Raw genomic sequence first — 26,257 nt, 5'->3', positions numbered from 1 at the left:
CTGGTAGTCTGCGGGCGTGAGCACGAGAGCGGAGAAGGCGCGGGCCAACCGGCAGCGGATGCGGGCGGCCGCGCAGACCCTGTTCGCCGGCCGGGGGTACTCCGCCACGTCGATGCAGGCGATCGCCGACGAGGCCGGGATGGCGGTGCAGACGCTGTACTTCACCTTCCGCACCAAACGCGCACTGCTCAGCGAGCTGCTCGACGTCGCGATCGCAGGCGATGACGAGCCGGTGCCGACGCTCGAGCGGCCGCGGATCCTGGCGGCCATCGACGATCCCGATCCGGTCGCGCAACTGCACGAGCAGGCGCGGATCGCCCGGGAGATCTACGAGCGCGTCGCGCCGGTGCTGCAGGTCGTCGCGCACGCCGCCCCGGGCGATCCCGAGATCCACGAGCTCTGGATGACCAACAACGAGCAACGCGCTGTCGTGATGGAGCGGATGATCGCGGCACTCGCGGCCAAGACACCGCTGCGCGACGGGCTCGGCCTCGCGATGGCGACCGATGTGGCGCTCGCCCTGCAAAGCCCGGAGATGTACCAGTTCTTCACCGCGCACCGAGGCTGGTCGCCGTCGCGCTGGGAGCAGTGGACCGCGGATGCTCTGGTGGCACAGCTCCTTCCGCCCCGATAGGGTCGTCCACGTCACCACGTGATCTGCCACTGGATCCCATCTGAACGGGCGGGGCCCGATTCTGGGATGACACGCATTTGACGGCTGCGGTGAGCAGCGCCGGATCCCCGGCGCGGCTCCGGCCTGTCTGCGTGAAAGAGGATCCTCGTGCTGGATGCGTTTCGTACTGCCCGCGATTCATTGCTCGATGCCGTCCGGGTCGCTCCCGGCTGGCTGACGACCTACTCGCTGTTGCAACTGGTCCTCGCGGTTCTGCCGGGTGCCCAGGTTGTGCTGATCCGCGCGCTGGTCGACGGCGGCGGGACCTGGACACCGCTGTTGGGGCTGACTCTCGTGGTCGGCGCGATGTACCCGCTCACGCAGGTGGCCAACATCGCCAGTCAGCGGATGATGTTGCGCCTGCGGCTCGACTATCGCGTCGAGCTTGCCCGCGTGGCGGCGCGGCTGAGTCCGAGTCGGTTGGCCGAGCCCGAGGTGGTCCGGGACCTGGAGGCCAGTCAGACGGCGACGCAGCCGATGAGTGACATGGCCGGCCGGCCTGTGCAGGTGCTGAGCGCAGCGGTCACCTCGGTGCTGCTGTGCGTCACGATCGCGTCGATCAACCTGCTGTCCGGGCTGCTGGTGCTCGCCGCGTTGGTGCCCACGGTGCTGGCGTTCACGCTGATCTCCCGGATGGAGGCGAAGGGGTGGCCGCGCGTCGGCGAGCACGAGCGCGCGGCGGCGTACGCGACCGAACAGCTGATCCAGCAGCGCTCGGGCACCGAGCTGGCCGTGCTCGGATCGGGCTGGAAGGTTGCCGACCTCATCGCCGACAGCCGCACGCAGGCGACCCACGTCCTCGACCGGATGATCAGGACGGCGATGAACTTCGAACTGGCCGCCGCGCTGGTCACCGTCGTGCTGTTCGGAGGGGCTTTGATCGCGCTCGTGGTCGGTGGCGCGACCGGGGGAGCGGCCGCAGCGGCGATTGCCGGTACGATCACGGGTCTCAACGCGATCCGTCAGTGCGGGTACGCGTTCGGCAGCATCGTCACCGCGGCCCCACAAGCCATGATCTACGGGCGTTTCGTCCGCAGCGTGCCACCTGCCGCGCGCCAGACCGTCGTACCGCAGGTCGAGTCCGTCGCCCTCGAGCACGTCAGCTTCAGGTACGACGACGTGCCCGTGCTGCACGATGTCTGCATCGAGGCCCGCCGCGGCGAACTCGTCGCGCTGGTCGGCGTGAACGGCGCGGGGAAGTCGACCGCGATCAACCTGCTCGTCGGCAGTCTGAGCCCGGACCGCGGACAGGTGCTGATCGACGGCAAGGACGCGGCGCATTTGACCGAGGCCGAGCGGCTCGGGTACTTCGGCCTGCTGGTCCAGGAGTTCGGCCGCTTCGAGTTCACGCTCCGCGATGCCGTCGCGCTCGGTTCGCCGGATCCCGTGAGCGATCATGCGGTGCACGCCGCCCTCGCGGACACGTTCGCCGCCGGCCTGCAGCTCGGCACCCGGCTGGGTCAGCAGTGGGGCGGGACCGGGATATCTGGTGGCCAATGGCAACGACTGGCGCTGGCGCGGATCCGGCTGCGGGACGCCGGCGTCTGGATCCTCGACGAACCCACCTCGGCGATCGACGCGGAGGCGGAGCGCGAGATCTTCGCGGAGCTCCGTCGTACCAAGGAAGAACGCATCACGATCGTGGTTTCGCACCGCGCGTGGACGCTTCGTGAGATGGATCGCATCTATGTCGTCGACGGCGGCACGGTGGTGCAGCAGGGAACCTACCCCGAACTGATGGCCCGGCAAACCGGCCGCTTCGCCCGGCTCTTCGCGGCCCAGCAGGAGTGAGTGACCACTGCGTGCAGGCGTTCGAATACTCGGTGCAGTGCTGAACTGAGCATTTGTGAGCACATGGCCAAATTGGTGTGATCTGGCCTGTCATCTGATGACTCTACCGGACTGATCTGATTAAGTGAGGCCTCGCTCCGTAAGTTAGGGCTGGTCATCTGAGGTCTTGGCAACGTAACGCCTGCGTTACGCGCCGCCGCTTTGTGCCTGACAACGTTGACATGCGCAGTTTCGACCAGCCACCATGACGTGATCCGCCCGCCTAGCGGCCCTCCCGCCGAGGAAGTTGGTTTGACCGTGCGACGTCTGACTGGGGTAGTGGGGGCGGTGCTCGGCTTGACGCTGGTGCTCGCCTCGTGTGGAGACGGCAAGAGCAGCAGCGGTGGCAGCGGCTCCGGCAGCAAGAGCGAGATCATCGCGATCGCCGCCGACCCGCTGGACTACATCAACCCGCTGAACGACAACGGCACCGCTGGGATCGGGGTCTCGATGGCGATCTTCGCGCCGCTCGTGACCACCGACCCGAACACCGGCAAACTGCTGAACGTGATGGCCGACTCGGTCACGCCGGACAAGACCAGCCAGACCTGGACGATCAAGCTGAAGCCCGGCAACACCTTCCAGAACGGCCAGCCGCTGACCGCGAAGGACTACGTGGACAGCTGGAACATGACCGCCGAGGGCTCGAACGCCTGGAAGAACAACGGCTTCTTCTCCAAGGTCGAGGGGTACGAGGCGCTGAACCCGCCGACCCCGGACGGCGCCACGCCGAAGCCGACCGTGGTGAAGACGCTGAGCGGCCTGAAGCAGGTCGACAACCTGACCTTCACGGTGAAGCTCAAGGTGCCGTTCTCGCAGTTCGGGCTGACCCTGCAGTACCTGGGCCTGGCCCCGCTGCCGGAGGAGGTCCGGAAGAACCCGGACGCCTACAAGCGCAAGCCGATCGGCAACGGTCCGTACAAACTGGCCGCAGACTGGAACGCCGGTGACGACCTCAAGCTGGCCAAGTGGGACGGCTACAAGGGTCCGGAGAAGCCGGAGGCCGACTCGATCACGTACCGGTTCATCCCGAACGCGGACACGGCGTACAACGAGTTCCTGGCCGGCAACGTCGACTTCACCGATGTGCCCTCGACCAAGGTCAAGAGCTTCAAGACCGACGCGCCCGACCAGTGGGTGACCAGCGTGAGCTCCGGCGCGAACTACCTGGTGTTCCCGGCGTGGGACGCGCGGTACAAGAACCCGAAGCTGCGGCACGCGTTCTCGGAGGCGATCGACCGCAAGGCCTTCGCCGATCTGGTCGGCCTGTCCGACCCGGCCAAGGGCCTGATCGCGCCGGACATCAACGGCTACCGCGCCGACGCCTGCAAGTACTGCGACTTCGACGCCGCCAAGGCCAAGCAGCTGCTGCAGGAAGCGGGCGGCTTCTCCGGTGTGGTCAACATCAGCTACAGCACCACGTCCGCGACCGGCCAGATCTTCGCCGAGGCGATCGGCAACATGCTCCGGCAGAACCTCGGCCTCCAGGTGAAGTACACCGGCAAGCAGGGCTCGGAGATCACCGAGCTGGCCGACAGCCGCAAGCTGGACGGTCTGCGGTTCGGCGGCTGGGGCCACGACTACCCGTCGATCGAGGACTACCTGACGCCGATGTTCAAGTCCAACGGTGACGCCAACTTCGCCGGCTACAGCAATCCGGCGCTGGACGCCGTCCTGGCCAAGGGCGACGCCGAGCCGGACCCGGACAAGGCGATCAAGCTGTACCAGCAGGCCGAGGACATCGCGCTCGAGGACATGCCGCTGATCCCGCTGTACACCAAGTCGAACGCGTACCTGCACTCGGCCAAGATCGAGCCGCGCGTGTCGAAGTACGTCGGCGTCTCGGCGCTCTGGGCGACTTTCAAGTGATTCGTTTCGTCCTTCGCCGCGTTCTCGCGGCGATCCCGATCGGACTGGTCGTCACGCTGGGGGTCTACGCGCTCGTCTTCGCGATGCCCGGAGACCCCCTGCGGGAACTGGCCGGCGACAAGCCGATCCCGGCGGCCGTGCTGGCGGCCAAACGGGCCCAGTTCCACCTCGACGACCCCTTCATCGTCCAGTACCTGCTGAGCATGAAGGACATCCTCACCGGGCACTTCGGCTCGACGTTCGCCGGCGCCGACATCGCCGAGCAGCTCCGGCTGCGGATCCCGGTCACGCTGAAGCTGACGCTGCTGGCGAACGTGTTCCAGTGGACCCTCGGGCTGTTCTTCGGCATCTACGCCGGCTTCAAGCGCAACGGCTGGGTCGACCGGTCGTTGCTGCTGACAACATTGGTGCTGCTCGCGGTACCCGGGCTGGTGGCGTACTTCGCCGCGCAGTACCTGTTCGGCGTCGAGCTGAAGTGGTTCCCGGTGTCGGGCGTGCTCGAGGGGTTCCCCCGCTCGTATCTCCTGCCTGCGCTGGTGATCGGCGTCCTCGGTTTCGCCGGCCTGGCCCGGCTGCTGCGGACGTCGATCGTGGAATCGGTCAACGCCGACTACGTGAAGACCGCGCGGGCCAAGGGACTGGGGGAGCAGCGGGTGCTGTGGCGGCACATCCTGCCGAACGCGCTGCTTCCGGTGATCACGTTCATCGGGCTCGACCTGGCCGGCATGTTCGGCGGGGCGATCATCACCGAGAGCATCTTCAATCTGCCCGGACTCGGTCAGTTCATGTTCCAGGCGATCAAGCTGAAGGAGGGCGGGGTCGTGGTGCTGCTGTCCACGCTGGCCTTCATCTCGTTCATCGTGATCAACCTGCTGGTCGACGTGCTGTACGGCGTCCTGGATCCGAGGGTGCGCAATGTCTGACGTCCAACAGATCACCGCGGCCGTCGGCGCCGAGACGCAGGAGCTCGGCGACGGCCGCGCATTGTCCAACCGCGAGCTGCTGCGAGCGCTGCTGCGTAAGCCGCAGTTCGTGCTGTGCAGCCTGCTGCTGCTGACGTTCTTCGCGATGGCGGCGGTGCCGAAGTTGTTCACCTCCGCCGATCCGCGGTTCTGCGAGCTGGCCAAGAGCAGGCAGGGCCGCGGCCCCGGCCATCCGTTCGGCTTCGACATCCAGGGCTGCGACTACTTCGCCAACGTGATCTACGGCGCCCGGCCGTCGGTCCTGGTCAGCATCTGCGCGAGCTTCGGCGTGTTCGTGCTGGCCGGTTCGCTCGGTCTGCTGGCCGGGTACTTCCCTGGCTTCGTCGACGGGCTGATCTCGCGGACGGCCGACGTGCTGTTCTCGATCCCCGGCATGGTCGTGCTGATCGTGATCCTGAACTCGGTGCAGAACAGGAGCATCTGGATCATCGTCGGCGTCATCTTCCTGATCGGCTGGCCGGGCGGGATGCGGCTGATGCGGGCCACGGTGTTCTCGGTCCGCAACCGCGAGTACGTGCTGGCGGCCCGGTCGATCGGGGTGCCGCCGATGCGGATCCTGCGCAAACACGTGTTCCCGAACGCGATGGCGCCGCTGCTGGCGATGACCACGCTCGGCATCGGCGGCATGGTCGGCCTGGAGGCCGCGCTGACCTTCCTCGGCGTCGGGTTGCAGCCGCCGGCGATCTCCTGGGGCTCGCAGTTCGGCGTGGCTGCGTCGTACCGCGACACGCCGCACCTGTTCATCTGGCCGGCGTTGTTCATCTCCACCATGACGATCTCGTTCATGATCATCGGCGACTCCATCCGGGACGCCCTGGACCCGAAACTTCTGCGATGACTGTGCATATTCCTCGCCTCCGGCTCGGCGGATCATCGGGCTTTGCCTCCCGGTCTTCCCTCGTCGCTCCGGTCGCTTCGCTCCCTGCACTCCTCAGTCCGGACCGGGAGGCCCGATGACCGTGCACATGACTGGCGAAGTACTGCTCAAGGTCGACGACCTCACCGTCGAGTTCGACACTCCACGCGGTCCGGTGCGGGCCGTGGACGGCGTGTCCTGGCAGGTGCGGGCCGGCGAGACGCTGGCGATCCTGGGCGAGTCGGGGTCGGGCAAGAGCGTCTCGACCCAGGCGCTGACCGGGATCCTGGAGATGCCGCCCGGCCGGATCCTGAAAGGTACGGCGGAGTACCGCGGCGCCGACCTGATCCAGATGACGACCAAGGAACGGCGGCGGATCGTCGGGGACCGGATCACGATGGTGTTCCAGGACTCGTTGTCCGCGCTGAACCCGGTCCAATCGGTCGGAACCCAGATCGCCGAGTGCTACCGCGTGCACCGCGGGATGTCGAAGCGGGACGCTCTCAAAAAGGCTGCGGAGATGCTCGACCAGGTCCGGATCCCGGCGGCGGCGAACCGGGTGCGCGACTACCCGCACGAGTTCTCCGGCGGCATGCGACAGCGCGTGATGCTCGCGATGGCGCTCGCACTCGACCCCGACGTACTGATCGCCGACGAGCCGACCACGGCGCTCGACGTGACCGTGCAGGCGCAGATCCTCGAGCTGATCGCGGAGCTGCAGGCCGAGCGGCAGATGGGTGTCGTGCTGATCACCCACGACCTCGGAGTGGTCTCGGACGTCGCCGACAACGTCGTGGTGATGTACGCCGGGCACGTCGTCGAGCGCGCCGCGACGGCCGAGGCGCTGGAGCATCCCGTTCACCCTTACACCGAGGGGCTCCTGGGCTCGATGCCGTCGGCGGACCTGAAAGGACAGGAGCTGCCGACGATCCCCGGTACGCCGCCGTCGCTGCGGGCGATCCCGTCCGGCTGCGCGTTCCGGACCCGCTGCCCGATCGCGATCGACGAGTGTGCCGGCGAAGTACCGCCCCTGCTGACCGTCGCGCCCGGGCGTGATGCCGCGTGCATCCGTCGCACCGCGCTCTCCGAGAGGCAGGCCGTATGAACGAGTTGCTGGTGGCAACTGATGTCGTGAAGCACTACGACATCAGCCCGGCGCTGAGCTTCAGCGCCAGGACCCTGGTCCGTGCCGTCGACGGCGTCGACCTGACGCTGCGCAAGGGCGAGTCGCTCGGCATCGTCGGCGAGTCCGGCTGCGGGAAGTCCACGCTCGTCCGGTTGCTCGCCGCCCTGGAGAAGCCGACCTCGGGGCAGATCTCCTACAACGGCGTGGACGTCAGCAAGCTGAAGGGCGGCGAGCTGCGGCGCTGGCGACGCAACGTCCAGGTGGTGTTCCAGGACCCGTACTCGAGCCTGAACCCGCGCATGCGGGTCGGCGAGATCGTGGGCGAGCCGTTCCTGGTCCATCCGGACGTCGGCAAGGGCGTCGACGTCCGGGCCAAGGTCAGCGAGCTGCTCGAGCTGGTCGGTCTGCGTCCCGAGGACGAGACGAAGTTCCCGCACCAGTTCTCCGGCGGCCAGCGGCAGCGGATCGGGATCGCGCGGGCGATCGCGCTCAATCCCGACGTACTGCTCTGCGACGAGCCGGTGTCGGCGCTCGACCTGTCGGTCCAGGCCCAGGTGGTGAACCTGTTGATGCGGCTGCAGCGTGAGCTTGGTCTCAGCATCATCTTCGTCGCCCACGACCTGTCCGTGGTCCGCCACGTCTCCGACCGGGTCGCGGTGATGTACCTCGGCAAGGTCGCCGAGCTGGGCGAGCACCAGCAGGTGTACGACGTACCGGCGCACCCGTACACGCAGGCGCTGCTGTCCGCGGAGCCCGGGCTGGCCCGCCAAGGCCGGGAGCGGATCGTGCTGGCCGGTGACCCACCGTCGCCGGTGATGCCCCCGTCCGGCTGCCGCTTCCACACCCGTTGTCTGCGGGCCGAGGCCAAGTGCATCACCGACGTACCGGAGCTCCGGCAGATCGCTTCCGGACAGACCGTCTCCTGCCATTTCGCTGAGGACGCGCAATCCGCATATTCACTGGCCTGAGCGGTACCTGGGAGATAGCTGTGGAGTGATGGCCTAGGGTGGCGGCCGTGGGTGTTTCCTCGGCGCGCAAGCGAATGGTGCTGCTCGTCGGGGTGATCGTGGTGGCCGGCGGGCTGGCGGCGTGGTGGATCCTGACCGCGGGCCGGGCCGCCAACGAGGGCTTCGACATCACCGACGAGGGCTACTACCTGCTGTCCTATCGATGGTGGGACAGCAATCCGCTGGCGTTGACCGGGGTGCAGTACCTGTACGGCCCGATCTTCGAGTGGTTCGGGTACAACATCGACCGATTACGGTTGTTCCGGCTGTTCACGGTGGTCGTCGTCCATCTGCTCTTCGGGTACACCTTCATGCGCTGGTTGCGCGGGCGGCGGCCGGGGATGCCGGCGACGAAGCTGTGGGAGCTGGCCGGGATGGCGGTCATCCTGGCGGCCGGCGGGATGTGTTACGCCTGGCTGCCGCAGTCGCCCGGCTACAACGATGTCGTGCTGCTCGGCGCGCTGACCTTGGTGTCCTGCGTGCTGTGGATGGCGACAGCCGTCGATCGCGGCGACCCGGTGCCGTTCTGGGTGCCGGTCGTCGCCGGCCTGGTGATCGGCGTGATGATCCTGGCGAAGTGGACCTCGGTCGTGGTGATCGGGCTGATCGTGGTCGCCGCGGTGGTCGTACTGGCCGGCGAGGGCCGGCGGGCCGTTGCCCGAGGCATCCTTTTCGCCCTCGGCGGGCTCGCGGCCACGGCGCTCGTCGTACAGCTGTTCGTGGTCCACCTGAACGTCGCGGTCCCGGGCATCCTGACCGTCAACAAGTTCATCGCGGGTACGTCGTACTCGCCGTCCGAGCTGCTGCAGTTCTACTGGTCGAGCAGCATCAAACTGCTCGGGCAGACCTTGCGCGCCCACGGCCTGCTGCTGTTCGCGACCGCGCTCGCGGTGATCGCCCGCTGGCGCTGGCTCCGCATCGCCGCGGCCGTCCTGGCCCTCGCCGGCTTGGTCGTGTCGGTACGGCAAGTTGTCGTCGACGACGGCGCACTGGGCGGCTCGCAGCACACCCCGACGTACGCGGTGACGCTCCTGGCAGCTGTGTTGGTGGCCGTCGTGGCCGCGGCCGGTGCGGTGATCGCGCACAGGTTCGGGGTGACGGAGTGTTCGCGGCTGAGCCGCGAGAACACGCGGACCTGGGTGATCCTCGGCGTGCTCGTGCTGCTGCCGCTGGTACAGGCGTTCGGGACGAACACACCGCTCTACACGATCGGTTTCAACGCCTTCGCCGCCTGGGCCGCGGTCATGATCGCGGTACTGACCGGGATCTGGGCGACGCCGATCGTGGCGCGGGTAACGCTCGGACTCGTCCTGGTCGGGTCGCTCGTCGCGACCGCCACGATCGCCTACACCGGCCTGTTCCGCTACCCGTACCGCTCGGTCGGGCACTCTCAGTTGACCGCCGCGTCGAAGCTTCCCGCCCTCAAGGGCGTCTACCTGTCGCCCGCCGCCGAGGAGAACTACGGCAAGTTGGTCGCCGACCTGCGCCCGTACACCGAGCCCGGCGGGCGGCCGATGCTGGCGTTCGACAAGATGGCCGGCCTGGTGCTGATCCTCGGCGGCAAGCCGCTCGGCGAGGCGTGGATCGCGCCGGCGGAGCGCGCCCGGACCGCGGCCGGCATCGAGGAGGTCTGCCGCAAGGGCCACCCGGAGCGGCCGCCGCTGATCATCCTGAACCGCTCGATCTCTGACTCCGAGATCGCCGCGCTGCGGACCTGCGGGCTCGATTTCCACGCCGACTACGAGCAGCTCGCCCCGGCGCGGCAGACGATCGGGCTGCAGATCTGGGTGCCCAAGGCCGAGCGGGACGCGCTCACCCCCGGATGAGATCCTGGTGCCCACAAATCCGGACAGGCCGGACGGGAAGGGTGCGCATGATCAAGGTCGGTGTCCTGGGGGCCAAAGGCAGGATGGGCGCTCAGACGTGCCTCGCGGTCGAGGAGGCCGACGACTGTGAGCTGGTCGCGCGGCTCGACCAGGGCGACGAGCTCGAGGAGCTGGCCAAGGCCGGTGCCGAGGTCGTGGTCGACTTCACCCGGCCCGAGGTCGTGATGGGCAACCTGGCCTGGTGCATCGAGCACGGCATCAACGCGGTCGTCGGCACCACCGGGTTCGACGACGAGCGGCTGGCGACGCTGCGCTCGCAGCTCGCGGACAGCCCGTCCACCGGCGTGCTGATCGCGCCGAACTTCTCCATCGGCGCCGTCCTGATGATGCAGTTCGCCGCGAAGGCAGCGCCGTACTACGAGTCGGTCGAGATCGTCGAGCTGCATCACCCCGACAAGGTCGACGCCCCGTCCGGCACGGCCCGGCGGACGGCGGAGCTCGTCGCGGCCGCGCGCCGCGAGGCCGGATCCGCGCCGATCCCGGACGCGACCACGACCGCCCTCGACGGCGCCCGCGGCGCGGACGTCGACGGGATCCGCGTGCACGGCGTGCGGCTCCGCGGCCTGATCGCGCACCAGGAGGTGCTGCTCGGCGACGAGGGCGAGACGCTCACCATCCGCCACGACTCGATGGCCCGCACCTCGTTCATGGCCGGCGTCCTCCTCGGCGTCCGCCGCATCGGCACCACCCCCGGCCTCACCGTAGGCCTCGAACACTTCATGGACCTCGCCTAAATGACCGCTAAGCGGACGGCGATCGTGCTGGCCGTCGTCTTCGGTGCGTACGCCGTTCTGCTCGGTTGGCGAGGGGTGTTGCTGATCGGGACGGGTGATCCGGTCGCGATCGTGCTGGGGATCGCCGTGCTGGTCATCCCGTTGCTCGGCGCGTACCTGGTCTGGCGGGAGCTGCAGTTCGGGCGGCAGACCGAAGTACTGGCCCGTGAGCTGGAGGCGACCGGCGGTTTGCCGGTCGACGACCTGCCGCGGCGGCCGTCCGGGCGGATCGACCGGGCCGCCGCGGACGAGGCGTTCGGGAAGTACAAGGCCGAGGCGGAAGCGGCGCCGGACGACTGGCGCGTGTGGTTCCGGCTGTCGACGGCGTACGACGCGGCAGGGGACCGGAAGCGGGCCCGCGCGACCATGCGGGCCGCCATCTCACAGCACGACAGGACCTCATGAGTTACCTGTGAGTTAGCTGTGAAGGGTCCTGGGCACTGACAACCGAGTGCGGAACGGGATATTTTCAGGAGGGTACGTGGCAGCCGCCACGTAAAGGTCGGAGACTGGGTGGGGCCGTCCTGTGCCATCAGAAGGGTCTCGCCGCGGCTCGGACGACGTACAGGGGGCCGGGTTCGGTGGCCTGTTGCGTCGGCACCGGCGTGAAGCCGGGCTGTCGCAGGAGGCATTGGCCGAGCGGGCCGGTCTGAGCGTCGACGCGATCGCGGCGTTGGAGCGCGGGCGCAGGCGTGCGCCGCGGGCGCACACGCTGCGCCTGCTCGCGGACGCCCTGCGACTGGGCGACCCGGACCGCTCGCGACTCACCGCCGCCGCCCGCAAAGAGGCGGACACGACTCGTACGCCGATGCGCCAACCGCCCGCACCGACCAACGAGCTGATCGGGCGCACGACCGAGCTGACCGCGACGAGTCGCCTGCTGGGGCAGCGAATCACGCGTTTGCTTACCTTGACCGGACCGGGCGGTGTCGGCAAGACGAGACTCACGCTGGCGGTGGCGGGCGAGGTCGCGGACAGCTTCCAGGACGGCGTCTGCTGGGTTCCGCTCGCGGCGCTGACCGATCCCGCCGGCGTCGTACCGGCGGTCGCCGCGGCGGTCGGTCTGCATCCGTTGGTGAGCACGCGGCTGGTCGAGGAGATCGCCGAGCAGATCGGGCGCAGCACCATGCTGCTCGTCTTCGACAACTGCTCACACGTGGTGGCGACGGTCGGCCAGGTCTCCGCCGCCTTGCTGGAGTACTGCCCGAACCTGTCCATCCTCGCGTCCAGCCGCGAGCTCCTGCGACTGCCGGGCGAGAGCGTGTACGTCGTGCCCGCGCTGTCGTTGCCGCACGACGAGAGCCAGCTGGACTCGTCCGAGGCGGTGCGGCTCTTCGTCGAGCGGGCGACCGCGCGCGGTTACGACACGGACGGGCAGCTCGACCAGGTCGCACGCGTCGTACGGCGGCTGGAGGGCATGCCGCTCGCGATCGAACTGGCCGCCGCGCGGACGAACGTGATGACCATCGAGGAGCTGGCCTCCGAACTCGAGACGTCGTTCGGCATCCTCGCCGGCGGGTCGAGGACCGCGTCGCCACGCCAGCAGTCGATGTACGGCGCGATCGAGTGGAGCCATGCTCTGCTCACACCGGCCGAGCGGGACGTGTTCGCGCAGCTGTCGGTATTCGTCGGCGGCTGGACGTTGAACGCCGCAGCGACGGTCATGTCCGGTCAGGCATCGCCCGGTCCGTTGGAGCGTGCCGAGGCGCTCGACCTGACCGGGCGGCTCGTCGACAAGTCCTTGATCCGCGTGACCCGGCGGCGTGGCGTCACGCGGTACTACATGCTCGCGGTGATCCGGGAGTTCGCCGCCGACCGGCTGATCGCGGTGGGCCGGACGGACGAGGCGGCCGCGCGGCACGCGCAGTTCTACATCAGTCTGGCCGAGGAGGCCGAGGGACACCTGCGCGGTCCGGAGCAGGAACAATGGCTCGATCGCTTGGAGAACGAGCTGGACAACGTACGAGCCGCGATGGCGTGGTCGCTGCGAACCGGCTCGACCGTCGAAGCGCTGCGCCTGTCCGCGGGACTCTGGCTGTTCTGCTCGATGCACGGCCACTACGCCGAGGGCAGTCAGTGGCTGGAGCGCGCGCTGGCGCTCGGCGACTCGATGCCGCCCGAGGTCATGGCCGATCTGTCTTCGGCCTGTGCGAAGGCGAATCTGGGCGCTGGGACGCTGGCGTTCCTCCAGTGCGAGTACGACGCCGCCACCGACCGTCTGCAGACCGCCCTGCGTCAGTACAAGGAGCTGGGCGACGCGGCTGGTACCGCGCTCGTGCTGCAGCGGCTCGGGGGAGTAGCCCGCGAACGCGGCGACTACGGCGCCGCGGAAGACCTGCACTGCGAGAGCTACGACCTGTACGAGAGCCTTGGCGACCGCGCGGGGATGGCCTGGGCGCACAACCACCTCGGCTTCGTCGCCTGGCTCCGCGGTGACCTGGAGATCGGGGCGCGCCGCTGCCGGCGGGCCCGGGACGCCTTCCGGATCGTCGGCGACGGCGAAGGCCTCGCCTGGTCGCTGATCAGCCTCGGCGCGATCGCGCAGTACGACGGCAAGCTGGTCGAGGCCGAGGACCTGCTGCAGGAGAGCCTCGCGCTGTCGCAGCGCCTCGGGTACCGCGAGGGCGTGGCCTGGTCGCTGAACCAGCTCGGCCTCATCGAACGCCGGCGTGGCTTCACCGAGCGCGCCGTACACCTGCTGGACGAGAGCCTCGCCGAGCATCGCGATCTGGGTGACCGGTGGCGGTCGGCCAGTGTGCTCGAGGAGTTGGCGGCAGTCGCGCAGCAACGTGAGCGGAGCGAGTACGCCGCGTTCCTGCTGGGGGCTGCCGACGGGGTGCGGGAGGTCATCCGCGCGCCCGTGCCGGAGATCGAGAAGGCCGACTGCGAGGCCACGCGAGCCGCGGTCGAAGCGGCGCTGGAACGAAGATCGTTCCGGACCGCCTGGTCAGCCGGGCGGGCAGTGCCACTGGCCGCGGTCGCCGACGGCTATCCGCCGCCGGGGTATCCGCCGTCCGGTGCCACCGCCGGAGAACCGACGCTCATGTAGTCCGGACATGCCTCGCGAGGCACCACGACCTGGGGGATCGACGGTGCCCCGCGAGGGATCTGGAGGCGCGGGCAGACGCGATGCGTGACCCGGCCGGCTGTGCCTTTCTGTCTGACCCCCCAGGCAGTCCCCCCACCTCACAGCCGGCCGAAGCCACGTCCGCGATGGTCACCGCCCATCGAGCCCTCCCGGTCGACGTCGGGTTCCTCCGCGCAGACTCCAGGTTGCCGTTATCACGCTCCGTCAGACAGGGACGCAACCCTGACATCGCCCTGACAAATATGTCCTGACAACGAAAGCTACGGCCGGAATTCGCCGATGGTGACCGGAATCTGCCCGTGCGTAGGCAATTCCGCATCGGTCAATACCTCGCTCAGCGCAGATATCCGGAAACTGCTTTTGTGAATCCGGCGATCTTCCGTAAAGGAGTTTCGTGGCTGTAGCCCGCGCCGGCCTCGCCGGGACCGGGCTCCATCGTGTCGGGCGCCGGGATACCTTCGCCGATGCAACTGACGTCCTTGGCCGGGGCCTTCCCGGTGGTGAGGAACGTGTTGACGATCCTGTCCGCGCAACGGTTGACGCCGCCGTACACACCGTGGTCGCCCTCGTTGGTGACGGTCAGCAGCCGCGAGCCGGCGTACCTGCTGTGGGCCGAGACCGCGAGGCCGTAGTTGGTCGCCGGGTCGTGGACGGACTGCACCATCAGCGTTGTGGGCAAGCCTTTGCCAGTCGGCGTGGGCATAGTCAGGTTCGGCCGGTTCCAGTAGAAGCACGGGTTCTCGGTCATCGTCCAGCCGATCAGCGGGAAGTGCGGACCGAGGCGCGCTGCCAGCTGCGCGCCGGCCTCGCGGCCCTGCGGCCAGGCGCTGTCGTTGCAGGTGATGGCGGTGAAGGTCGCGTCCTCGGCATCGTCCGCGCCGAACGTGCGCAGACCCACCGGCGCGCGATTGGCCCGCTGCACGAGCTGCTGCTGCCGAGCCATCGACAGCGCGTCCACCCGGTGCTGGGCGGCCTGTGGGCCGCCTTTTGCCTGTTCCGCGGAAAGGTCCCGGATAAATGCGAGATCAACAGCGAGAGAATAAAAGTCGAGCTTTGTATACATATCGTTGGAGACCATCAGGTCCAGCGTGTTCTGGTCGTAGGTGACCTGGACCGCCGCGTCCAGGAACTCCTCGACCGCCGGCCGCTCCTTCAGCGCCCGCCGCAGGTGCTCGTAGGTCCGGACGACTGCGCCGGGTGACGATCCGAGGTGCAGCTGGTCGTCGTACTTCGCCGCCCACGGCGCGAAGTCCTCACGGAACCGGCGCTCGAACGCCTGCGGCTGGCTGATGAAGGTGTCGAACCAGGTCTTGGTGAAGTCCGTGTTCGAATCCAGCACGAAGCGGCCGACGTGCCCGGGGAAGTAAGTCTGGTAGTACGCCCCGAGCCAGGTGCCGCCGGAGTACCCGACGTAGTCGATCTTGTCGAAGCCGAGGAGTTGCCGGATCAGGTCCATGTCCTGCACCGTCTGCGCGGTGGTGATGTAGGGGAGCAGGCCACGGGACTGCCGGTCGCAGTACGGCTGGGACATCGCGGACGCCTCCGCGATCAGGTTCTGGTTCGCGGGATCGCGGTCGCGCGGGTCCATCGTGTAGCCGGGGGTGCCGTCACAGCTGATGTTGGTGCTGCCGCCGGTGCCCCGTGGATCGAAGCCGACGGTGAGGTGATCCTTGGCCAGCGGCGCCTGGCTCGCGAGGTACGGCGCCATCCCGAGGCCGGCGCCACCCGGACCGCCGGGGTTGCCGAACACGACGCGGCTCGGTTTGCCCTTGGCAGGAGCGACTTTGCTGACGGCGATCTGGAGATCGTTCCCGGTGTACTGGTTGGCCCAGTCCCGCGGGACGGTGATCTTCGCGCAGTACGTGCGGAACTCGGTATCACCGCACTGGACCCACTGGGGTTTCTGCTCGAGGTACTTGTTCGCGACCTGATGCGGCTTGTCGACGACGGTCGCCGTCTGCATCGAGGCGGTCGCACCGGACCCCGGGACGACGAGAACGGCGGCGACGGAAATGCCCAGGCCGACGGCCAGGGTCAGGTACTTCATGCAGGACTCCAGCGGATGGCGTTACGTGATCGGATCGTGACAATCTGTCATATCCGTGCCACCCGGTCGAGCACCACCCCCGGCCGGTCGCCGTTCGGTGTACTGCTACAGCGAGCTACTCGGTCCCTGGGTCCGTGTGCAGCCGGATCTGCTTGATCCGGACCGACTCGTCGCCGTACAGATCGAGCTCGCGATGCGCGCCGTCCGGCGCCCAGCCGGCCTCGGTGTAGAAGGCGCGCAGGACGTCGTCGGTGGAGTTGACCCAGACGGTCAGCCGGCCGAAGCCGTCGGCGCGGATCGTGTCGACGACGGCGTTCAGCAGCCGGGAGCCGTGACCGGCCCGGGTCGCGTCCGGCTGGACCGCGAGCTCGGCGATCACGGCGTCGCGCCGCGGGTCCGCGTCCGGGTCGTCCGACGGCGTGATGGCCGCGAAGCCGACAAGCGTACGGCCGGCCAGCGCGACCATCACCCGGTTGCGGGCCTCGCCCGGCGCGAGCAGCGCGGCCCGCCACTGCGCCGCGAACTGGGCGGGGTTGAGATCGGCGAGGACGTCGGCCGGCAGAAGTCCGGCGTACGCCGACCGCCAGGCCGCGACCTGGATCTCGCCGATCTCGTTCGCCTCGGCCGGCAGCGCGAGCCGAACACTCGTCTCGGCCACCGGGCTGTCGAGCTCGGAGTTCGAGAGATCCGAGAGGTTGGCGGGTTCCGGTACGCCGAAGTCACTCATAACCGCAATCCTCGCAAGTCAGTACACGAGCCGGCGCAGCAGGGTCTCGGCCGGCCCGCGGTAGGAGCGCTTGCTCATCGCGTAGGCGCCGACGACGGAGACGATCCAGACCCCGATCGCGACCAGCGCCGCGGTGTACGCCGTACTCCCGAACCGGAGGTCCAGCGTGAACGGCGCCAGCAGCACCATCCACGACACCGACTGGAACAGGTAGCCCGACAGCGACCGCTGACCGAGTGCGGAGATCGCCCGGACCGGCAGTGACAGCTGGCGGATCCGCAGGACGAGCAGACCGAACAGAGCGACGTACCCGGGGCCGCCGAACATGCCGGACATGTGGGACAGCAGGCCCAGCGCGTCCACCGCGCTCTTGTCGACGTGCACCCAGCCGGCTCCGACCAGTGCGAGCGGCAGTCCGCCGAGGACGGTGATGCCGAGACCGCCGACGGCCACGCGGGCGAGCAGGGACTTGTGAGCGGCCGGGTTCTCCAGGATCTGCTTGCGGGCGGCCCAGATACCGAGCCAGACGATGACGATGAAGCCCAGCACGCTGGCGGCGTGCATCGGGTACTCGTGCAGCCGGTCGGCCATGCCGGCGAAGTACGACGTGGCGGCCAGCGACGGATTCGGCGAGTTGGTCAGCGCGTGCGCGGGGCCGGAGCTGTTGACGACCGCGAGCGCGGCCAGGCTTGCGACGACGAGGAGCTCGACGATCATGAACGCCCAGATGACCAGCGCGATCCGGTGGAACTTGTCGCCGCGGTTGATCAGGAACAGGGTGCAGATCATGCCGACGATGCCGTAGGCGCCGAGGAAGTCGCCGAAGTACAGCAGCGTCGCGTGCGCCAGGCCGAACGCGACCAGCCAGGCGTTGCGCTTGAGCAGGATTCGCCGTACCGCGCCGGTGGTGGCGCCCGAGGCTCGCTGGCGGCGGGCCAGCTGGACCAAGCCGTAGCCGAACATCACCGCGAAGACCGGGTAGGCCCTGGCGTCGACGAAGGTGAGCTTGAGGAAGTTCAGGATGCGTTCGACGCCGTGCGGCGCGCTCTCGACGCCCGGCTGGCCGGCGAAGGCGAAGTTGGCGCTGTTGGCCAGGCCGATCAGCAGCAGCATGGCGCCGCGGATCAGGTCGGGGGCAAGCGCACGTTCCTTACCGGTGACCGGTCCGCGATGATCGGCGGCCGGGAGGGTGGCTGTGATGGTCACGGGGTCCTCCGGAAAACTGTGTAAGGGTTGAGCTGTTGACTCAATCCTCGCGACGCCCGGCCGTCCTCCCCAGAGCGCTGAACCCACCCCCCGGGTGGGTCCAGCACCACCTTTGTGACACCTGTTGTTGATTCTGAGAAAAAGTGTCACATATGCTGTCGGTATGGACTTCCAGGCGACCATCGACGCCGACGGCCGGATCGAGCCGCGGGACGCGATGCCGGACGGGTACCGCAAGACTCTGATCCGGCAGATCGCGCAGCACGCGCACTCCGAGATCATCGGCATGCAGCCCGAGGGCAACTGGATCAGTCGCGCGCCGTCGCTGCGCCGCAAGGCGATCCTGATGGCCAAGGTGCAGGACGAGGCCGGCCACGGGCTCTATCTGTACGCCGCGGCCGAGACGCTCGGGGTGGACCGCGCGGATCTGCTCGATCTGCTGCACAGCGGCCGGCAGAAGTACTCCAGCATCTTCAACTACCCGACGCTGACCTGGGCAGACATCGGCGCGATCGGCTGGCTCGTCGACGGCGCCGCGATCGTCAACCAGGTCCCGCTCTGCCGCTGCTCCTACGGTCCGTACGCGCGGGCGATGGTGCGGGTGTGCAAGGAGGAGTCGTTCCACCAGCGGCAGGGGTTCGAGATCCTCTACACGCTGTGCAACGGGACCGACGCGCAGAAGGCGATGGCGCAGGACGCCCTGGACCGGTGGTGGTGGCCGTCGCTGATGATGTTCGGCCCGCCGGACACCGCGTCGACGCACTCCGAGCAGTCGATGGCGTGGGGGATCAAGCGGCACAGCAACGACGAGCTGCGGCAGCGATTCGTCGACATGACCGTTCCGCAGGCCGACGTGCTCGGGCTGCGGGTCCCTGACGACGCGTTGGTGTACGAGGACGGGCACTACCGGTTCAGCGAGCCGGACTACACCGAGCTGTACGACGTGGTGAAGGGCAACGGGCCGTGCAACCAGCAGCGGCTGTCGCATCGTGTGAAGGCGCATGAGGACGGCGCCTGGGTGCGCGAGGCAGCTGCGGCGTACGCGGCGAAGAAGGCGGTGCGGGCCGCATGAACGAGCGGAGCGAGTTCATCATCAAGCACAGCATCGAGCCACTCTGGGAGGTCTTCGTTCGGTCGCGTCGCGGGTTGTCGCACACGCATGTCGGCAGCCTGCACGCGCCGGATGCGACGATGGCGTTGCGGAACGCGCGCGACGTCTACACGCGCCGGCAGGAAGGCGTGTCGATCTGGGTGGTGCGGGCGTCCGACATCACGGCGTCCTCGCCTGATGAGAAGGACGAGTTCTTCGACCCGGCCGGCGACAAGGTCTACCGGCACCCGACGTTCTACCAGGTCCCGGAAGGTGTCGAGCACCTGTGAACGACCTGTCCGTCTACACGCTCCGGCTCGGTGATGATGCACTCATCTCTGCGCAGCGCACCGCCGAGTGGATCGCGGCCGCGCCGCAGCTCGAGGAGGACGTTGCCCTCGGCAACATCGGGCTGGATCAGCTGGGGCAGGCGCGATCGCTGCTGCAGTACGCCGGTTCGATGGACGGCCGCACCGAGGACGAGCTGGCGTACTTCCGCGACGAGCGCGAGTTCCTGAACCTGCAGCTGTGCGAGCTGCCCAACGGCGACTTCGCGTTCGCGATGGCGCGGTTGCTGTACTTCGCGACGTACCAGCAGTTGTTGTACGACGAGCTGCGGTCCTGCGCCGACGAGACGCTGGCCGGGGTGGCGGGCAAGGCCGTCAAGGAGGTCGCGTACCACGTCGACCACGCGACGCAGTGGGTGCTGCGCCTGGGGGACGGGACCGACGAGAGCCACCGTCGTATGCAGGCCGGCCTGGACGCACTGTGGCCCTACACGGCCGAGATGTTCGAGTCGGATCGGTTGGTGCAGCAGTTGGACGTCGCAGTCGACCCGTCAACTCTGCACGAAGCCTGGACCTCTCGGGTGCTGGCCGTCGTCGACGAGTCCACCTGCGAGCGGCCTACTTCGTCGTACCAGCACACCGGCGGTCGCGCCGGCCGGCACACCGAACACATGGGCTACCTGCTCGCCGAGCTTCAGCACGTCGCGCGATCCCATCCAGGTGCGACATGGTGACCGACGCGGCGATCCTCGAAGCGGTCGGCGAGGTCGCGGATCCTGAGGTCCCGGTGCTGACCATCGCCGACCTCGGCGTACTCCGCGGCGTCCGCCACGAGGGCGATGAGGTCGTCGTCACGATCACGCCCACGTACTCCGGCTGCCCCGCGATGGACCTGATCCGCCACGAGGTGGAGCTGACTCTCAACCACCTGGGCGTCGACGGCCGAGTGGAAACCGTCCTCTCCCCAGCGTGGACCACCGACTGGATGTCGGACGCCGGCAAGACCAAGCTGACCGAGTACGGCGTCGCCCCACCTGTCTCTTCGCGGTCCCGGGCCGACGGGCCGGTCCTGCTGCAGTTGAGCATTCGCTGTCCCTTGTGCGGATCACCCGACACAAGCGAGCTCAGCCACTTCGGCTCCACCTCCTGCAAGTCTCTGTGGCGCTGCAACACCTGCCGCGAGCCCTTCGACCACTTCAAGGCGATCTAGATGACGACCGTGGCCCCCCGCCGCCGCGCCACCTTCCACCCGCTGAAGGTGGCCGCGATCGACCCGATCACCGAGGACTCGGTCGCGATCACCTTCGCCGTCCCGTCCGACCTGGCGGGGGAGTACGAGTTCACCGCCGGCCAGCACCTCACGATCCGCCGTCGCGGCGAGGAGGTCCGCCGGAGCTATTCCATCTGCTCCCCGGCCGATTCCGGCGTCCTGCGGATCGGCGTGAAGCGGATCCCGGGCGGCGAGTTCTCGGCGTACGCCGCGCAGGAGCTGAAGGTCGGCGACGAACTCGAGGTGATGACGCCCCTCGGCCGCTTCGGGACGACCCTCGATCCGGCCCAGACGAAGCACTACGCGTTCGTCGCCGCGGGCAGCGGCATCACCCCGGTGCTGTCGCTCGTCGCGACGATCCTCGCCGTCGAGCCGGCCGGCCGCGTCACGCTGCTCTACGGCAACCGGACCGCCGGCTCGGTGATGTTCGCCGACGAGCTGGCCGACCTCAAGGACCGGTACGCCGAACGCCTGCACCTCGTGCATGTGCTGTCCCGCGAGACGACCGAGGTCGAGCTGTTCAGCGGACGCATCGACGCGGACCGGCTGAAGCGGATGTTCGCGACGATCCTGCCGCTGGACTCCGTCGACGAGTGGTTCCTGTGCGGGCCGTACGCGATGGTCGTCGGCGCCCAGGAACTGTTGCTGGGCGAAGGTGTGCCGCGCGAACACGTCCACGCCGAGCTCTTCCACGTCGGCGACGAAGCCCCGAAGGCCCCGGTCGAGGAGTCGACGGCGGACGAGGACGCCGCCCAGGTCACGATCATCCTCGACGGCCGCCGGTCGACGTTCCCGTTGGGCGAGCACTCGAAGGCGGTGCTGGACGCGACCCTCGCCGTACGCTCCGACGCCCCCTTCGCCTGCAAGGGCGGCGTCTGCGGCACCTGCCGGGCCAAGGTCCTCGACGGTGCCGTCACGATGGACACCAACTGGGCCCTGGAGCCGGACGAGATCCGCGCGGGCTACGTCCTCACCTGCCAGTCCCACCCGACGACGCCGACTCTGACGGTCGACTTCGACGCCTGACCCTGCTCGCCGCCGAGTCGTGGATTGCGGTCGCGCTGAGCAACCACGATCCACGACTCGGCGATCGGGTGTCGAGCCGTTCGCCACGACTCGGTGATCAGTCGGTGCCCGACTCCATCGCGGCGCGGTCGAGGAGCTCGTCCTCTTCCGTCGCCTCGCCGCGGGAGGCGATGGCTTCGGCGCCACCCGTCGGGAGCTCGCCGATGAGGTCGGTGGAGGACGCGAGCGCCGGGTTGGAGCTGCCGAACATGCCGAGGCCGGCGTACTGCTCCAGCTTCGAGCGGGAGTCGGCGATGTCGAGGTTCCGCATGGTCAGCTGACCGATCCGGTCGACCGGGCCGAACGCCGAGTCCTCGATCCGCTCCATCGACAGCTTGTCCGGGTGGTAGCTGAGCGCGGGGCCGGTGGTGTCGAGGATCGAGTAGTCCTCACCCCGCCGCAGCCGCAACGTCACGGATCCGGTGACCGCCGTGCCGACCCAGCGCTGCAGCGACTCCCGGATCATCAGCGATTGTGGGTCCAGCCAACGACCTTCGTACATCAGCCGGCCGAGCTTGCGGCCCTCGGTGTGGTAGCTGGCGAGGGTGTCCTCGTTGTGGATCGCGTTGACCAGCCGCTCGTACGCCGCGTGCAGCAGCGCCATCCCGGGCGCCTCGTAGATGCCCCGGCTCTTCGCCTCGATGACGCGGTTCTCGATCTGGTCGGACATGCCCAGACCGTGCCGGCCGCCGATCGCGTTGGCCTCCAGCACCAGGTCGACCGCGGAGCCGAACTCCTTGCCGTTGATCGTCACCGGCCGGCCCTGCTCGAACCCGATCGTGACGTCCTCGGTCTCGATCGCGACCGACGGGTCCCAGTGCTTCACGCCCATGATCGGTTCGACGGTCTCGAGCCCGGTGTCGAGGTGCTCGAGCGTCTTCGCCTCGTGGGTGGCGCCCCAGATGTTCGCGTCGGTGGAGTACGCCTTCTCGGTGCTGTCCCGGTACGGCAGGCCGTGCGTGACCAGCCACTCGGACATCTCTTTCCGCCCACCGAGCTCGTGCACGAACTGGGCGTCCAGCCACGGCTTGTAGATCCGCAGCTGCGGATTCGCCAGCAGGCCGTAGCGGTAGAACCGCTCGATGTCGTTGCCCTTGAAGGTCGACCCGTCGCCCCAGATCTGGACGTCGTCGTCGAGCATCGCCCGGACCAGCAGCGTGCCGGTCACGGCCCGCCCGATCGGGGTGGTGTTGAAGTACGTCCGCCCGCCCGACCGGATATGGAACGCCCCGCAGGCCAGCGCCGCGAGCCCTTCCTCGACCATCGCCGTCCGGCAGTCCACCAGTCGGGTGATCTCCGCGCCGTACGCCGTGGCACGGCCCGGCACCGACTCGATGTCAGGCTCGTCGGCCTGCCCGAGATCAGCGGTGTACGTGCACGGGATCGCACCTTTGTCCCGCATCCACGCAACCGCAACCGACGTGTCGAGACCCCCAGAGAAGGCAATCCCGACCCGCTCACCGACCGGCAAAGAAGTAAGCACCTTGGACACAGGAAAAGTATGCACCCTCCTGCATGATTATGCAAAGCGGCCAGCCGGTAGGCAGCGAACCGAGGAGCCGGCACCTGGGAGCTCAGGGCGGGGGGCCAGCGGATGGGGCGAAGAAGTGCAGTCGTACGGCGGGAGGTCGCGCGGCGCGGGTGGGGATGTACGGCGGAAGGTGAGTGGCGGTACGACGCACCTCCTCCGGATCTCCCGCCGTACTTTCACACTCCTCCGCGTACGACCTCCTCCGTGTACGACCTCCTCCGTGTACGACCTCCTCCGTGTACGACCTCCTTCGCGTACGACCTCCTTCGCGTACGACCTGCGGCTCGTGCGGCGGAGGCCGAGCGGGCGGGTGTGGGCGTACGACGGAAGGTGAGCGGAGGGGGGTGTGAGGTACGGAGGAAGGTGTGTTGTGGCGAGCTGGGCTGCCGCGTCTGCCGTGAAGGGTGGTTCCGATGGAGTTGTCCCTGCGACGGCGCCTCGCTCGACGCACACTCCGGATGACGCCGGCGCTTCGATATCTAGCGGGGGTCTTCGGGGCTGGCGGCGGAGAGGGTTGCGGCCCACTCTGCGGACCAGCGGCCGAGTGGGCGCAGTGCGCGGTGGACGCCGTGACCCAGCTCGGTGAGGGCGTAGGTGGTGTCCGGATGCTGCTCGACGAGGGCGGCGTCGACCAGTTCGGTCAGCCGTTGCCGCAGCACGCTGGAGGACATGTTGTCGCAGCGCTCCTGCAACGCACGGAACCCGACCGGCCCGTCTCGCAGTTCCCAGACGATCCGCAGGTTCCACCTACGGCCGAACAGGTCGAGGGCGGCCATCAGTGGCCGTCCGGTGCTCGAGCCTCGGACCGCCCGTCCTGGCCTGGGTGTCGCCATCCGTCGTTCCGTCCCCTCTTGCTGCTTCGATATCAGACACACTATCGTAGCCGCCATCGATTCGTTTTCCGAAGCGCTTGGGAAGGGGCTTCGTGAGGCGATCACTATCGGGTTGTGCGACCGACGGGGTCGCTCGCCGCTGAATGGAGGTTGTCATGCACAAGCTGTTGGTCCTGTATCCCGAGCCCGCCGATCCCGACCACTTCCGCGACTACTACGTGAGCAACCATCTCCCGCTGGTCGCGCGCATGCCGGGCCTGCTCGCGTGGCGCTACAGCTTCGAGGTGGCAGCGACGCAGGGCCAGACGCCGTACTTCGCGGTCTTCGAGGCCGAGTTCGCTGACGCTGCGGCGATGACCGCGGCGAGGTCGTCGCCGGAGGGCCGGCAGGTGAGTGCCGATGTCGCCAACTACGCCACCGGTGGTGTGGTCGTCGTCCACTTTCCGGTGCAGAACGGCACCTGCTGAGCCTGACCCGACGCACCGCCGGATCCGCGCTGAGCCGCATCCTCGCGGAATCGCCCCTCGCGCTCTCTTCGGCAGACCCGGCCCTCGCGTCTCTTCGGCAGACCCGGCCGCCGTGGGCGGTCCGCGCGTCCGCAATGCCTCCTCCGTATCTTCACCCCGCCTGGTGCGCCACGTGACGCGGCTCTCCGGGTGGGGTCCGCGTGGCTGACGGGGCTGACGGGGCTGACGGGGCTGGTGGGGTTGGATTGGGGGGACGTGAGGGGAGTGAGGCTTCGGATGATGGGGCGGTCGCATGCGTTGTCGGGGTGGTGTGCCGGGCTGGCGGTGGCGCCGCTGGTCGGGCTGACGTCGGTGGCGGAGGTGGTGCCGTTCGCGGCGGCCACGGCCGGGTATGCGTTGCTGCCGGACCTGGACCACCCGGGCGCCAGCGCCTCGCGGTTGCTCGGTCCGGTGACCGAGTTGGTCTCAGGAGCGGTACGGGCGTTCTCCGGCGTGCTCTACAACCTGACCAAGGGCCCGCGTGACGAGGACAGCACCGGCAAGCACCGGCACGCGACCCACACGCTCGCCGCGGCCGTACTGCTCGGCTTCCTCGCCGCCAGCCTCGGTGACCGCGGCAAGTGGGCGGTGCTGGCCGTCGCGGTGACCGGTCTCGTGCTGGCTGCCGACGCCCTGGGAGACTGGATCATCCTCGCGGTCCTTGCCGCAGCCGGCTGGTCCGTCGTCGGCACAGCCGATCCGCTCACACCGTTGCCCGGCACGGCGGCAGCTGACGCAGTACAAGCCGGTCTGACACAGATCGGCAGCTGGATCGGTGTCGCCGTCACCGTCGGGATGTTCGTGCACTGTCTCGGCGACAGCCTCACCCGCTCCGGCTGCCCCTGGCTCTGGCCGCTACCGATCCGCGGCGAGACCTGGTACGAACTCCGTCTCCCGCGCCCCCTCCGCTTCAGTACCGACAGCTGGGTCGAGCGCCTGGTGGTCGCCCCAGTTCTGCTGGTCGCTGGCGTATTACTCCTCCCCGGCGCCCTCCCCGCTCTGCGCAACGTCTTCGACGCAACCCAGATCTGGATCGCGGCTCAGTCCTGAAGGCGACCGCCCAGGTACGACGGCACGCCGCGCGACTCGAGCGCGGCCGCGAACCTGCGCTGATTGCGCACGCCCGGCCACGCCTCCAGAAAGAACAGCGGCAACGCGAGCACCGCGCCGATCAGCACCACCCAGAAGCTCTCCACCACGAACGCCAATGCGACCGACACCAGAAACACCGCCTCACACACCGCGAATCGCGTGAAGGTGGAAGTGGTGAAACGCCGCCACGAATCCGCTTCGATCTCCGCCGCCGTCCGGTTGGAGTACTCCAGCGGGGGAGTGCGGAAGCCGGCCAGTTCGCAGATCGAATAGGCGCCGACGGCCGCGGCCAGCACCACGAGCGGCGCCCAGGTCGCGGGGAAGTCGCCGATCCCGTCGGTGGCGAGAACGAACCACAGCACAAGGGTGATCAACGGCATCGCGGACGCCATTGTGGCGCAGACCATAATCAGGCTTTGACGGGCGGCGGGAGCGGCAGCAGGTGTCGACACGCCGGTGAGACTAATGCATCGGAAGTCACAACAGTTGGACGGAATGCGGTCATTCGATCA

Annotated in this window: 24 protein-coding genes; 18 read left to right on the top strand and 6 right to left on the bottom strand. The window is 68.5% G+C overall.

Annotated features, from left to right (window positions below; genetic code table 11):
- Nucleotides 1-16: 16 nt before the first annotated feature.
- From ACIA58_RS12910 to ACIA58_RS12860, 11 genes are all read left to right on the top strand, one after another.
- Complete coding sequence (locus ACIA58_RS12910) at nucleotides 17-634, top strand: TetR/AcrR family transcriptional regulator (RefSeq protein ID WP_396403816.1); 618 nt, start codon at nucleotides 17-19, stop codon at nucleotides 632-634.
- Nucleotides 635-781: 147 nt separating this feature from the next.
- Nucleotides 782-2,464 (top strand): ATP-binding cassette domain-containing protein, encoded by a 1,683-nt coding sequence (locus ACIA58_RS12905; protein WP_396403815.1) that lies wholly within the window; start codon nucleotides 782-784, stop codon nucleotides 2,462-2,464.
- 297 nt (nucleotides 2,465-2,761) lie between these two features.
- On the top strand, nucleotides 2,762-4,372 hold the full coding sequence (locus ACIA58_RS12900) for an ABC transporter substrate-binding protein (protein ID WP_396403814.1): 1,611 nt from the start codon (nucleotides 2,762-2,764) through the stop codon (nucleotides 4,370-4,372).
- Nucleotides 4,369-5,295 carry an ABC transporter permease gene (locus tag ACIA58_RS12895; protein ID WP_396403813.1) on the top strand — a complete coding sequence of 309 codons (927 nt, stop codon included), beginning with the start codon at nucleotides 4,369-4,371 and terminating at the stop codon, nucleotides 5,293-5,295. Before ACIA58_RS12900 ends, ACIA58_RS12895 begins: the two co-directional genes overlap by 4 nt.
- A complete protein-coding gene (locus ACIA58_RS12890) occupies nucleotides 5,288-6,193 on the top strand; it encodes an ABC transporter permease (RefSeq protein WP_396403812.1) in 906 nt (301 codons plus the stop codon). The genes ACIA58_RS12895 and ACIA58_RS12890 overlap by 8 nt, the downstream gene beginning before the upstream one ends.
- A gap of 115 nt (nucleotides 6,194-6,308) precedes the next feature.
- Nucleotides 6,309-7,316, top strand: a complete 1,008-nt coding sequence (locus tag ACIA58_RS12885) for an ABC transporter ATP-binding protein (protein ID WP_396403811.1) — start codon at nucleotides 6,309-6,311, stop codon at nucleotides 7,314-7,316.
- Nucleotides 7,313-8,305 (top strand): ABC transporter ATP-binding protein, encoded by a 993-nt coding sequence (locus tag ACIA58_RS12880; protein ID WP_396403810.1) that lies wholly within the window; start codon nucleotides 7,313-7,315, stop codon nucleotides 8,303-8,305. The genes ACIA58_RS12885 and ACIA58_RS12880 overlap by 4 nt, the downstream gene beginning before the upstream one ends.
- Before the next feature lie 47 nt (nucleotides 8,306-8,352).
- Nucleotides 8,353-10,170, top strand: coding sequence for a hypothetical protein (locus ACIA58_RS12875; protein ID WP_396403809.1), 1,818 nt, complete (start codon nucleotides 8,353-8,355; stop codon nucleotides 10,168-10,170).
- A 47-nt stretch (nucleotides 10,171-10,217) separates the two neighbouring features.
- On the top strand, nucleotides 10,218-10,964 hold the full coding sequence (gene dapB, locus ACIA58_RS12870; protein ID WP_396403808.1) for a 4-hydroxy-tetrahydrodipicolinate reductase: 747 nt from the start codon (nucleotides 10,218-10,220) through the stop codon (nucleotides 10,962-10,964).
- Nucleotides 10,965-11,408, top strand: a complete 444-nt coding sequence (locus ACIA58_RS12865; RefSeq protein WP_396403807.1) for a hypothetical protein — start codon at nucleotides 10,965-10,967, stop codon at nucleotides 11,406-11,408.
- Nucleotides 11,409-11,529: 121 nt separating this feature from the next.
- On the top strand, nucleotides 11,530-14,052 hold the full coding sequence (locus ACIA58_RS12860; RefSeq protein WP_396403806.1) for an ATP-binding protein: 2,523 nt from the start codon (nucleotides 11,530-11,532) through the stop codon (nucleotides 14,050-14,052).
- Nucleotides 14,053-14,425: 373 nt separating this feature from the next.
- Here ACIA58_RS12860 and ACIA58_RS12855 read toward each other — a convergent pair whose 3' ends face one another.
- The 3 genes from ACIA58_RS12855 to ACIA58_RS12845 form a co-directional block, all read right to left on the bottom strand.
- On the bottom strand, nucleotides 14,426-16,138 hold the full coding sequence (locus tag ACIA58_RS12855) for an alpha/beta hydrolase (protein WP_396403805.1): 1,713 nt from the start codon (nucleotides 16,136-16,138) through the stop codon (nucleotides 14,426-14,428).
- A gap of 115 nt (nucleotides 16,139-16,253) precedes the next feature.
- Nucleotides 16,254-16,865 carry a GNAT family N-acetyltransferase gene (locus tag ACIA58_RS12850; protein ID WP_396403804.1) on the bottom strand — a complete coding sequence of 204 codons (612 nt, stop codon included), beginning with the start codon at nucleotides 16,863-16,865 and terminating at the stop codon, nucleotides 16,254-16,256.
- Nucleotides 16,866-16,883: 18 nt separating this feature from the next.
- Complete coding sequence (locus ACIA58_RS12845) at nucleotides 16,884-18,071, bottom strand: DUF418 domain-containing protein (protein WP_396403803.1); 1,188 nt, start codon at nucleotides 18,069-18,071, stop codon at nucleotides 16,884-16,886.
- Nucleotides 18,072-18,234: 163 nt separating this feature from the next.
- Here ACIA58_RS12845 and paaA point away from each other — a divergent pair, with 163 nt between their 5' ends.
- Genes paaA through paaE form a run of 5 tightly spaced genes read left to right on the top strand, consistent with a single transcriptional unit; the run spans nucleotide 18,235 to nucleotide 21,744 of the window.
- Nucleotides 18,235-19,143, top strand: a complete 909-nt coding sequence (paaA, locus tag ACIA58_RS12840; RefSeq protein ID WP_396403802.1) for a 1,2-phenylacetyl-CoA epoxidase subunit PaaA — start codon at nucleotides 18,235-18,237, stop codon at nucleotides 19,141-19,143.
- Complete coding sequence (gene paaB, locus ACIA58_RS12835) at nucleotides 19,140-19,451, top strand: 1,2-phenylacetyl-CoA epoxidase subunit PaaB (RefSeq protein ID WP_396403801.1); 312 nt, start codon at nucleotides 19,140-19,142, stop codon at nucleotides 19,449-19,451. The genes paaA and paaB overlap by 4 nt, the downstream gene beginning before the upstream one ends.
- Nucleotides 19,448-20,182: a 1,2-phenylacetyl-CoA epoxidase subunit PaaC gene (paaC, locus tag ACIA58_RS12830; RefSeq protein WP_396403800.1), complete on the top strand. Its 735-nt coding sequence runs from the start codon at nucleotides 19,448-19,450 to the stop codon at nucleotides 20,180-20,182. The genes paaB and paaC overlap by 4 nt, the downstream gene beginning before the upstream one ends.
- Nucleotides 20,176-20,658, top strand: a complete 483-nt coding sequence (gene paaD / locus ACIA58_RS12825; RefSeq protein WP_396403799.1) for a 1,2-phenylacetyl-CoA epoxidase subunit PaaD — start codon at nucleotides 20,176-20,178, stop codon at nucleotides 20,656-20,658. Before paaC ends, paaD begins: the two co-directional genes overlap by 7 nt.
- Nucleotides 20,659-21,744, top strand: coding sequence for a 1,2-phenylacetyl-CoA epoxidase subunit PaaE (gene paaE, locus ACIA58_RS12820; RefSeq protein ID WP_396403798.1), 1,086 nt, complete (start codon nucleotides 20,659-20,661; stop codon nucleotides 21,742-21,744).
- A 97-nt stretch (nucleotides 21,745-21,841) separates the two neighbouring features.
- Here the strand turns inward: paaE and argG are convergent, their stop codons facing one another.
- The gene (gene argG / locus ACIA58_RS12815; protein ID WP_396403797.1) at nucleotides 21,842-23,275 is read right to left on the bottom strand and encodes an argininosuccinate synthase; all 1,434 of its coding nucleotides are present in this window, start codon (nucleotides 23,273-23,275) and stop codon (nucleotides 21,842-21,844) included.
- Nucleotides 23,276-23,793: 518 nt separating this feature from the next.
- Complete coding sequence (locus ACIA58_RS12810; protein WP_396403796.1) at nucleotides 23,794-24,147, bottom strand: winged helix-turn-helix transcriptional regulator; 354 nt, start codon at nucleotides 24,145-24,147, stop codon at nucleotides 23,794-23,796.
- 155 nt (nucleotides 24,148-24,302) lie between these two features.
- Here ACIA58_RS12810 and ACIA58_RS12805 point away from each other — a divergent pair, with 155 nt between their 5' ends.
- Both ACIA58_RS12805 and ACIA58_RS12800 read left to right on the top strand, forming a co-directional pair.
- Complete coding sequence (locus ACIA58_RS12805; RefSeq protein WP_396403795.1) at nucleotides 24,303-24,614, top strand: EthD family reductase; 312 nt, start codon at nucleotides 24,303-24,305, stop codon at nucleotides 24,612-24,614.
- A gap of 279 nt (nucleotides 24,615-24,893) precedes the next feature.
- Complete coding sequence (locus ACIA58_RS12800; protein ID WP_396403794.1) at nucleotides 24,894-25,703, top strand: metal-dependent hydrolase; 810 nt, start codon at nucleotides 24,894-24,896, stop codon at nucleotides 25,701-25,703.
- Here ACIA58_RS12800 and ACIA58_RS12795 read toward each other — a convergent pair.
- Nucleotides 25,694-26,197 (bottom strand): hypothetical protein, encoded by a 504-nt coding sequence (locus ACIA58_RS12795; protein ID WP_396403793.1) that lies wholly within the window; start codon nucleotides 26,195-26,197, stop codon nucleotides 25,694-25,696. The genes ACIA58_RS12800 and ACIA58_RS12795 overlap by 10 nt on opposite strands.
- Nucleotides 26,198-26,257: the final 60 nt, after the last annotated feature.

The sequence above is a fragment of the Kribbella sp. NPDC051586 genome, from assembly GCF_044453965.1.
Lineage (GTDB): Bacteria > Actinomycetota > Actinomycetes > Propionibacteriales > Kribbellaceae > Kribbella.
Note: the sequence above shows the minus strand (reverse complement) of the source record. Positions and strands in the feature narration are given on the sequence as shown.

Bases quoted from the DNA above. Each gene is read 5' to 3' on its own strand.
- ACIA58_RS12890 (WP_396403812.1), top strand. From the start codon at position 5,288: ATGTCTGACGTCCAACAGATCACCGCGGCCGTCGGCGCCGAGACGCAG.
- ACIA58_RS12885 (WP_396403811.1), top strand. From the start codon at position 6,309: ATGACCGTGCACATGACTGGCGAAGTACTGCTCAAGGTCGACGACCTC.
- ACIA58_RS12880 (WP_396403810.1), top strand. From the start codon at position 7,313: ATGAACGAGTTGCTGGTGGCAACTGATGTCGTGAAGCACTACGACATC.
- dapB (WP_396403808.1), top strand. From the start codon at position 10,218: ATGATCAAGGTCGGTGTCCTGGGGGCCAAAGGCAGGATGGGCGCTCAG.
- ACIA58_RS12865 (WP_396403807.1), top strand. From the start codon at position 10,965: ATGACCGCTAAGCGGACGGCGATCGTGCTGGCCGTCGTCTTCGGTGCG.
- ACIA58_RS12855 (WP_396403805.1), bottom strand. From the start codon at position 16,138: ATGAAGTACCTGACCCTGGCCGTCGGCCTGGGCATTTCCGTCGCCGCC.
- ACIA58_RS12850 (WP_396403804.1), bottom strand. From the start codon at position 16,865: ATGAGTGACTTCGGCGTACCGGAACCCGCCAACCTCTCGGATCTCTCG.
- paaA (WP_396403802.1), top strand. From the start codon at position 18,235: ATGGACTTCCAGGCGACCATCGACGCCGACGGCCGGATCGAGCCGCGG.
- paaB (WP_396403801.1), top strand. From the start codon at position 19,140: ATGAACGAGCGGAGCGAGTTCATCATCAAGCACAGCATCGAGCCACTC.
- paaD (WP_396403799.1), top strand. From the start codon at position 20,176: ATGGTGACCGACGCGGCGATCCTCGAAGCGGTCGGCGAGGTCGCGGAT.
- paaE (WP_396403798.1), top strand. From the start codon at position 20,659: ATGACGACCGTGGCCCCCCGCCGCCGCGCCACCTTCCACCCGCTGAAG.
- ACIA58_RS12810 (WP_396403796.1), bottom strand. From the start codon at position 24,147: ATGGCGACACCCAGGCCAGGACGGGCGGTCCGAGGCTCGAGCACCGGA.
- ACIA58_RS12805 (WP_396403795.1), top strand. From the start codon at position 24,303: ATGCACAAGCTGTTGGTCCTGTATCCCGAGCCCGCCGATCCCGACCAC.
- ACIA58_RS12800 (WP_396403794.1), top strand. From the start codon at position 24,894: ATGGGGCGGTCGCATGCGTTGTCGGGGTGGTGTGCCGGGCTGGCGGTG.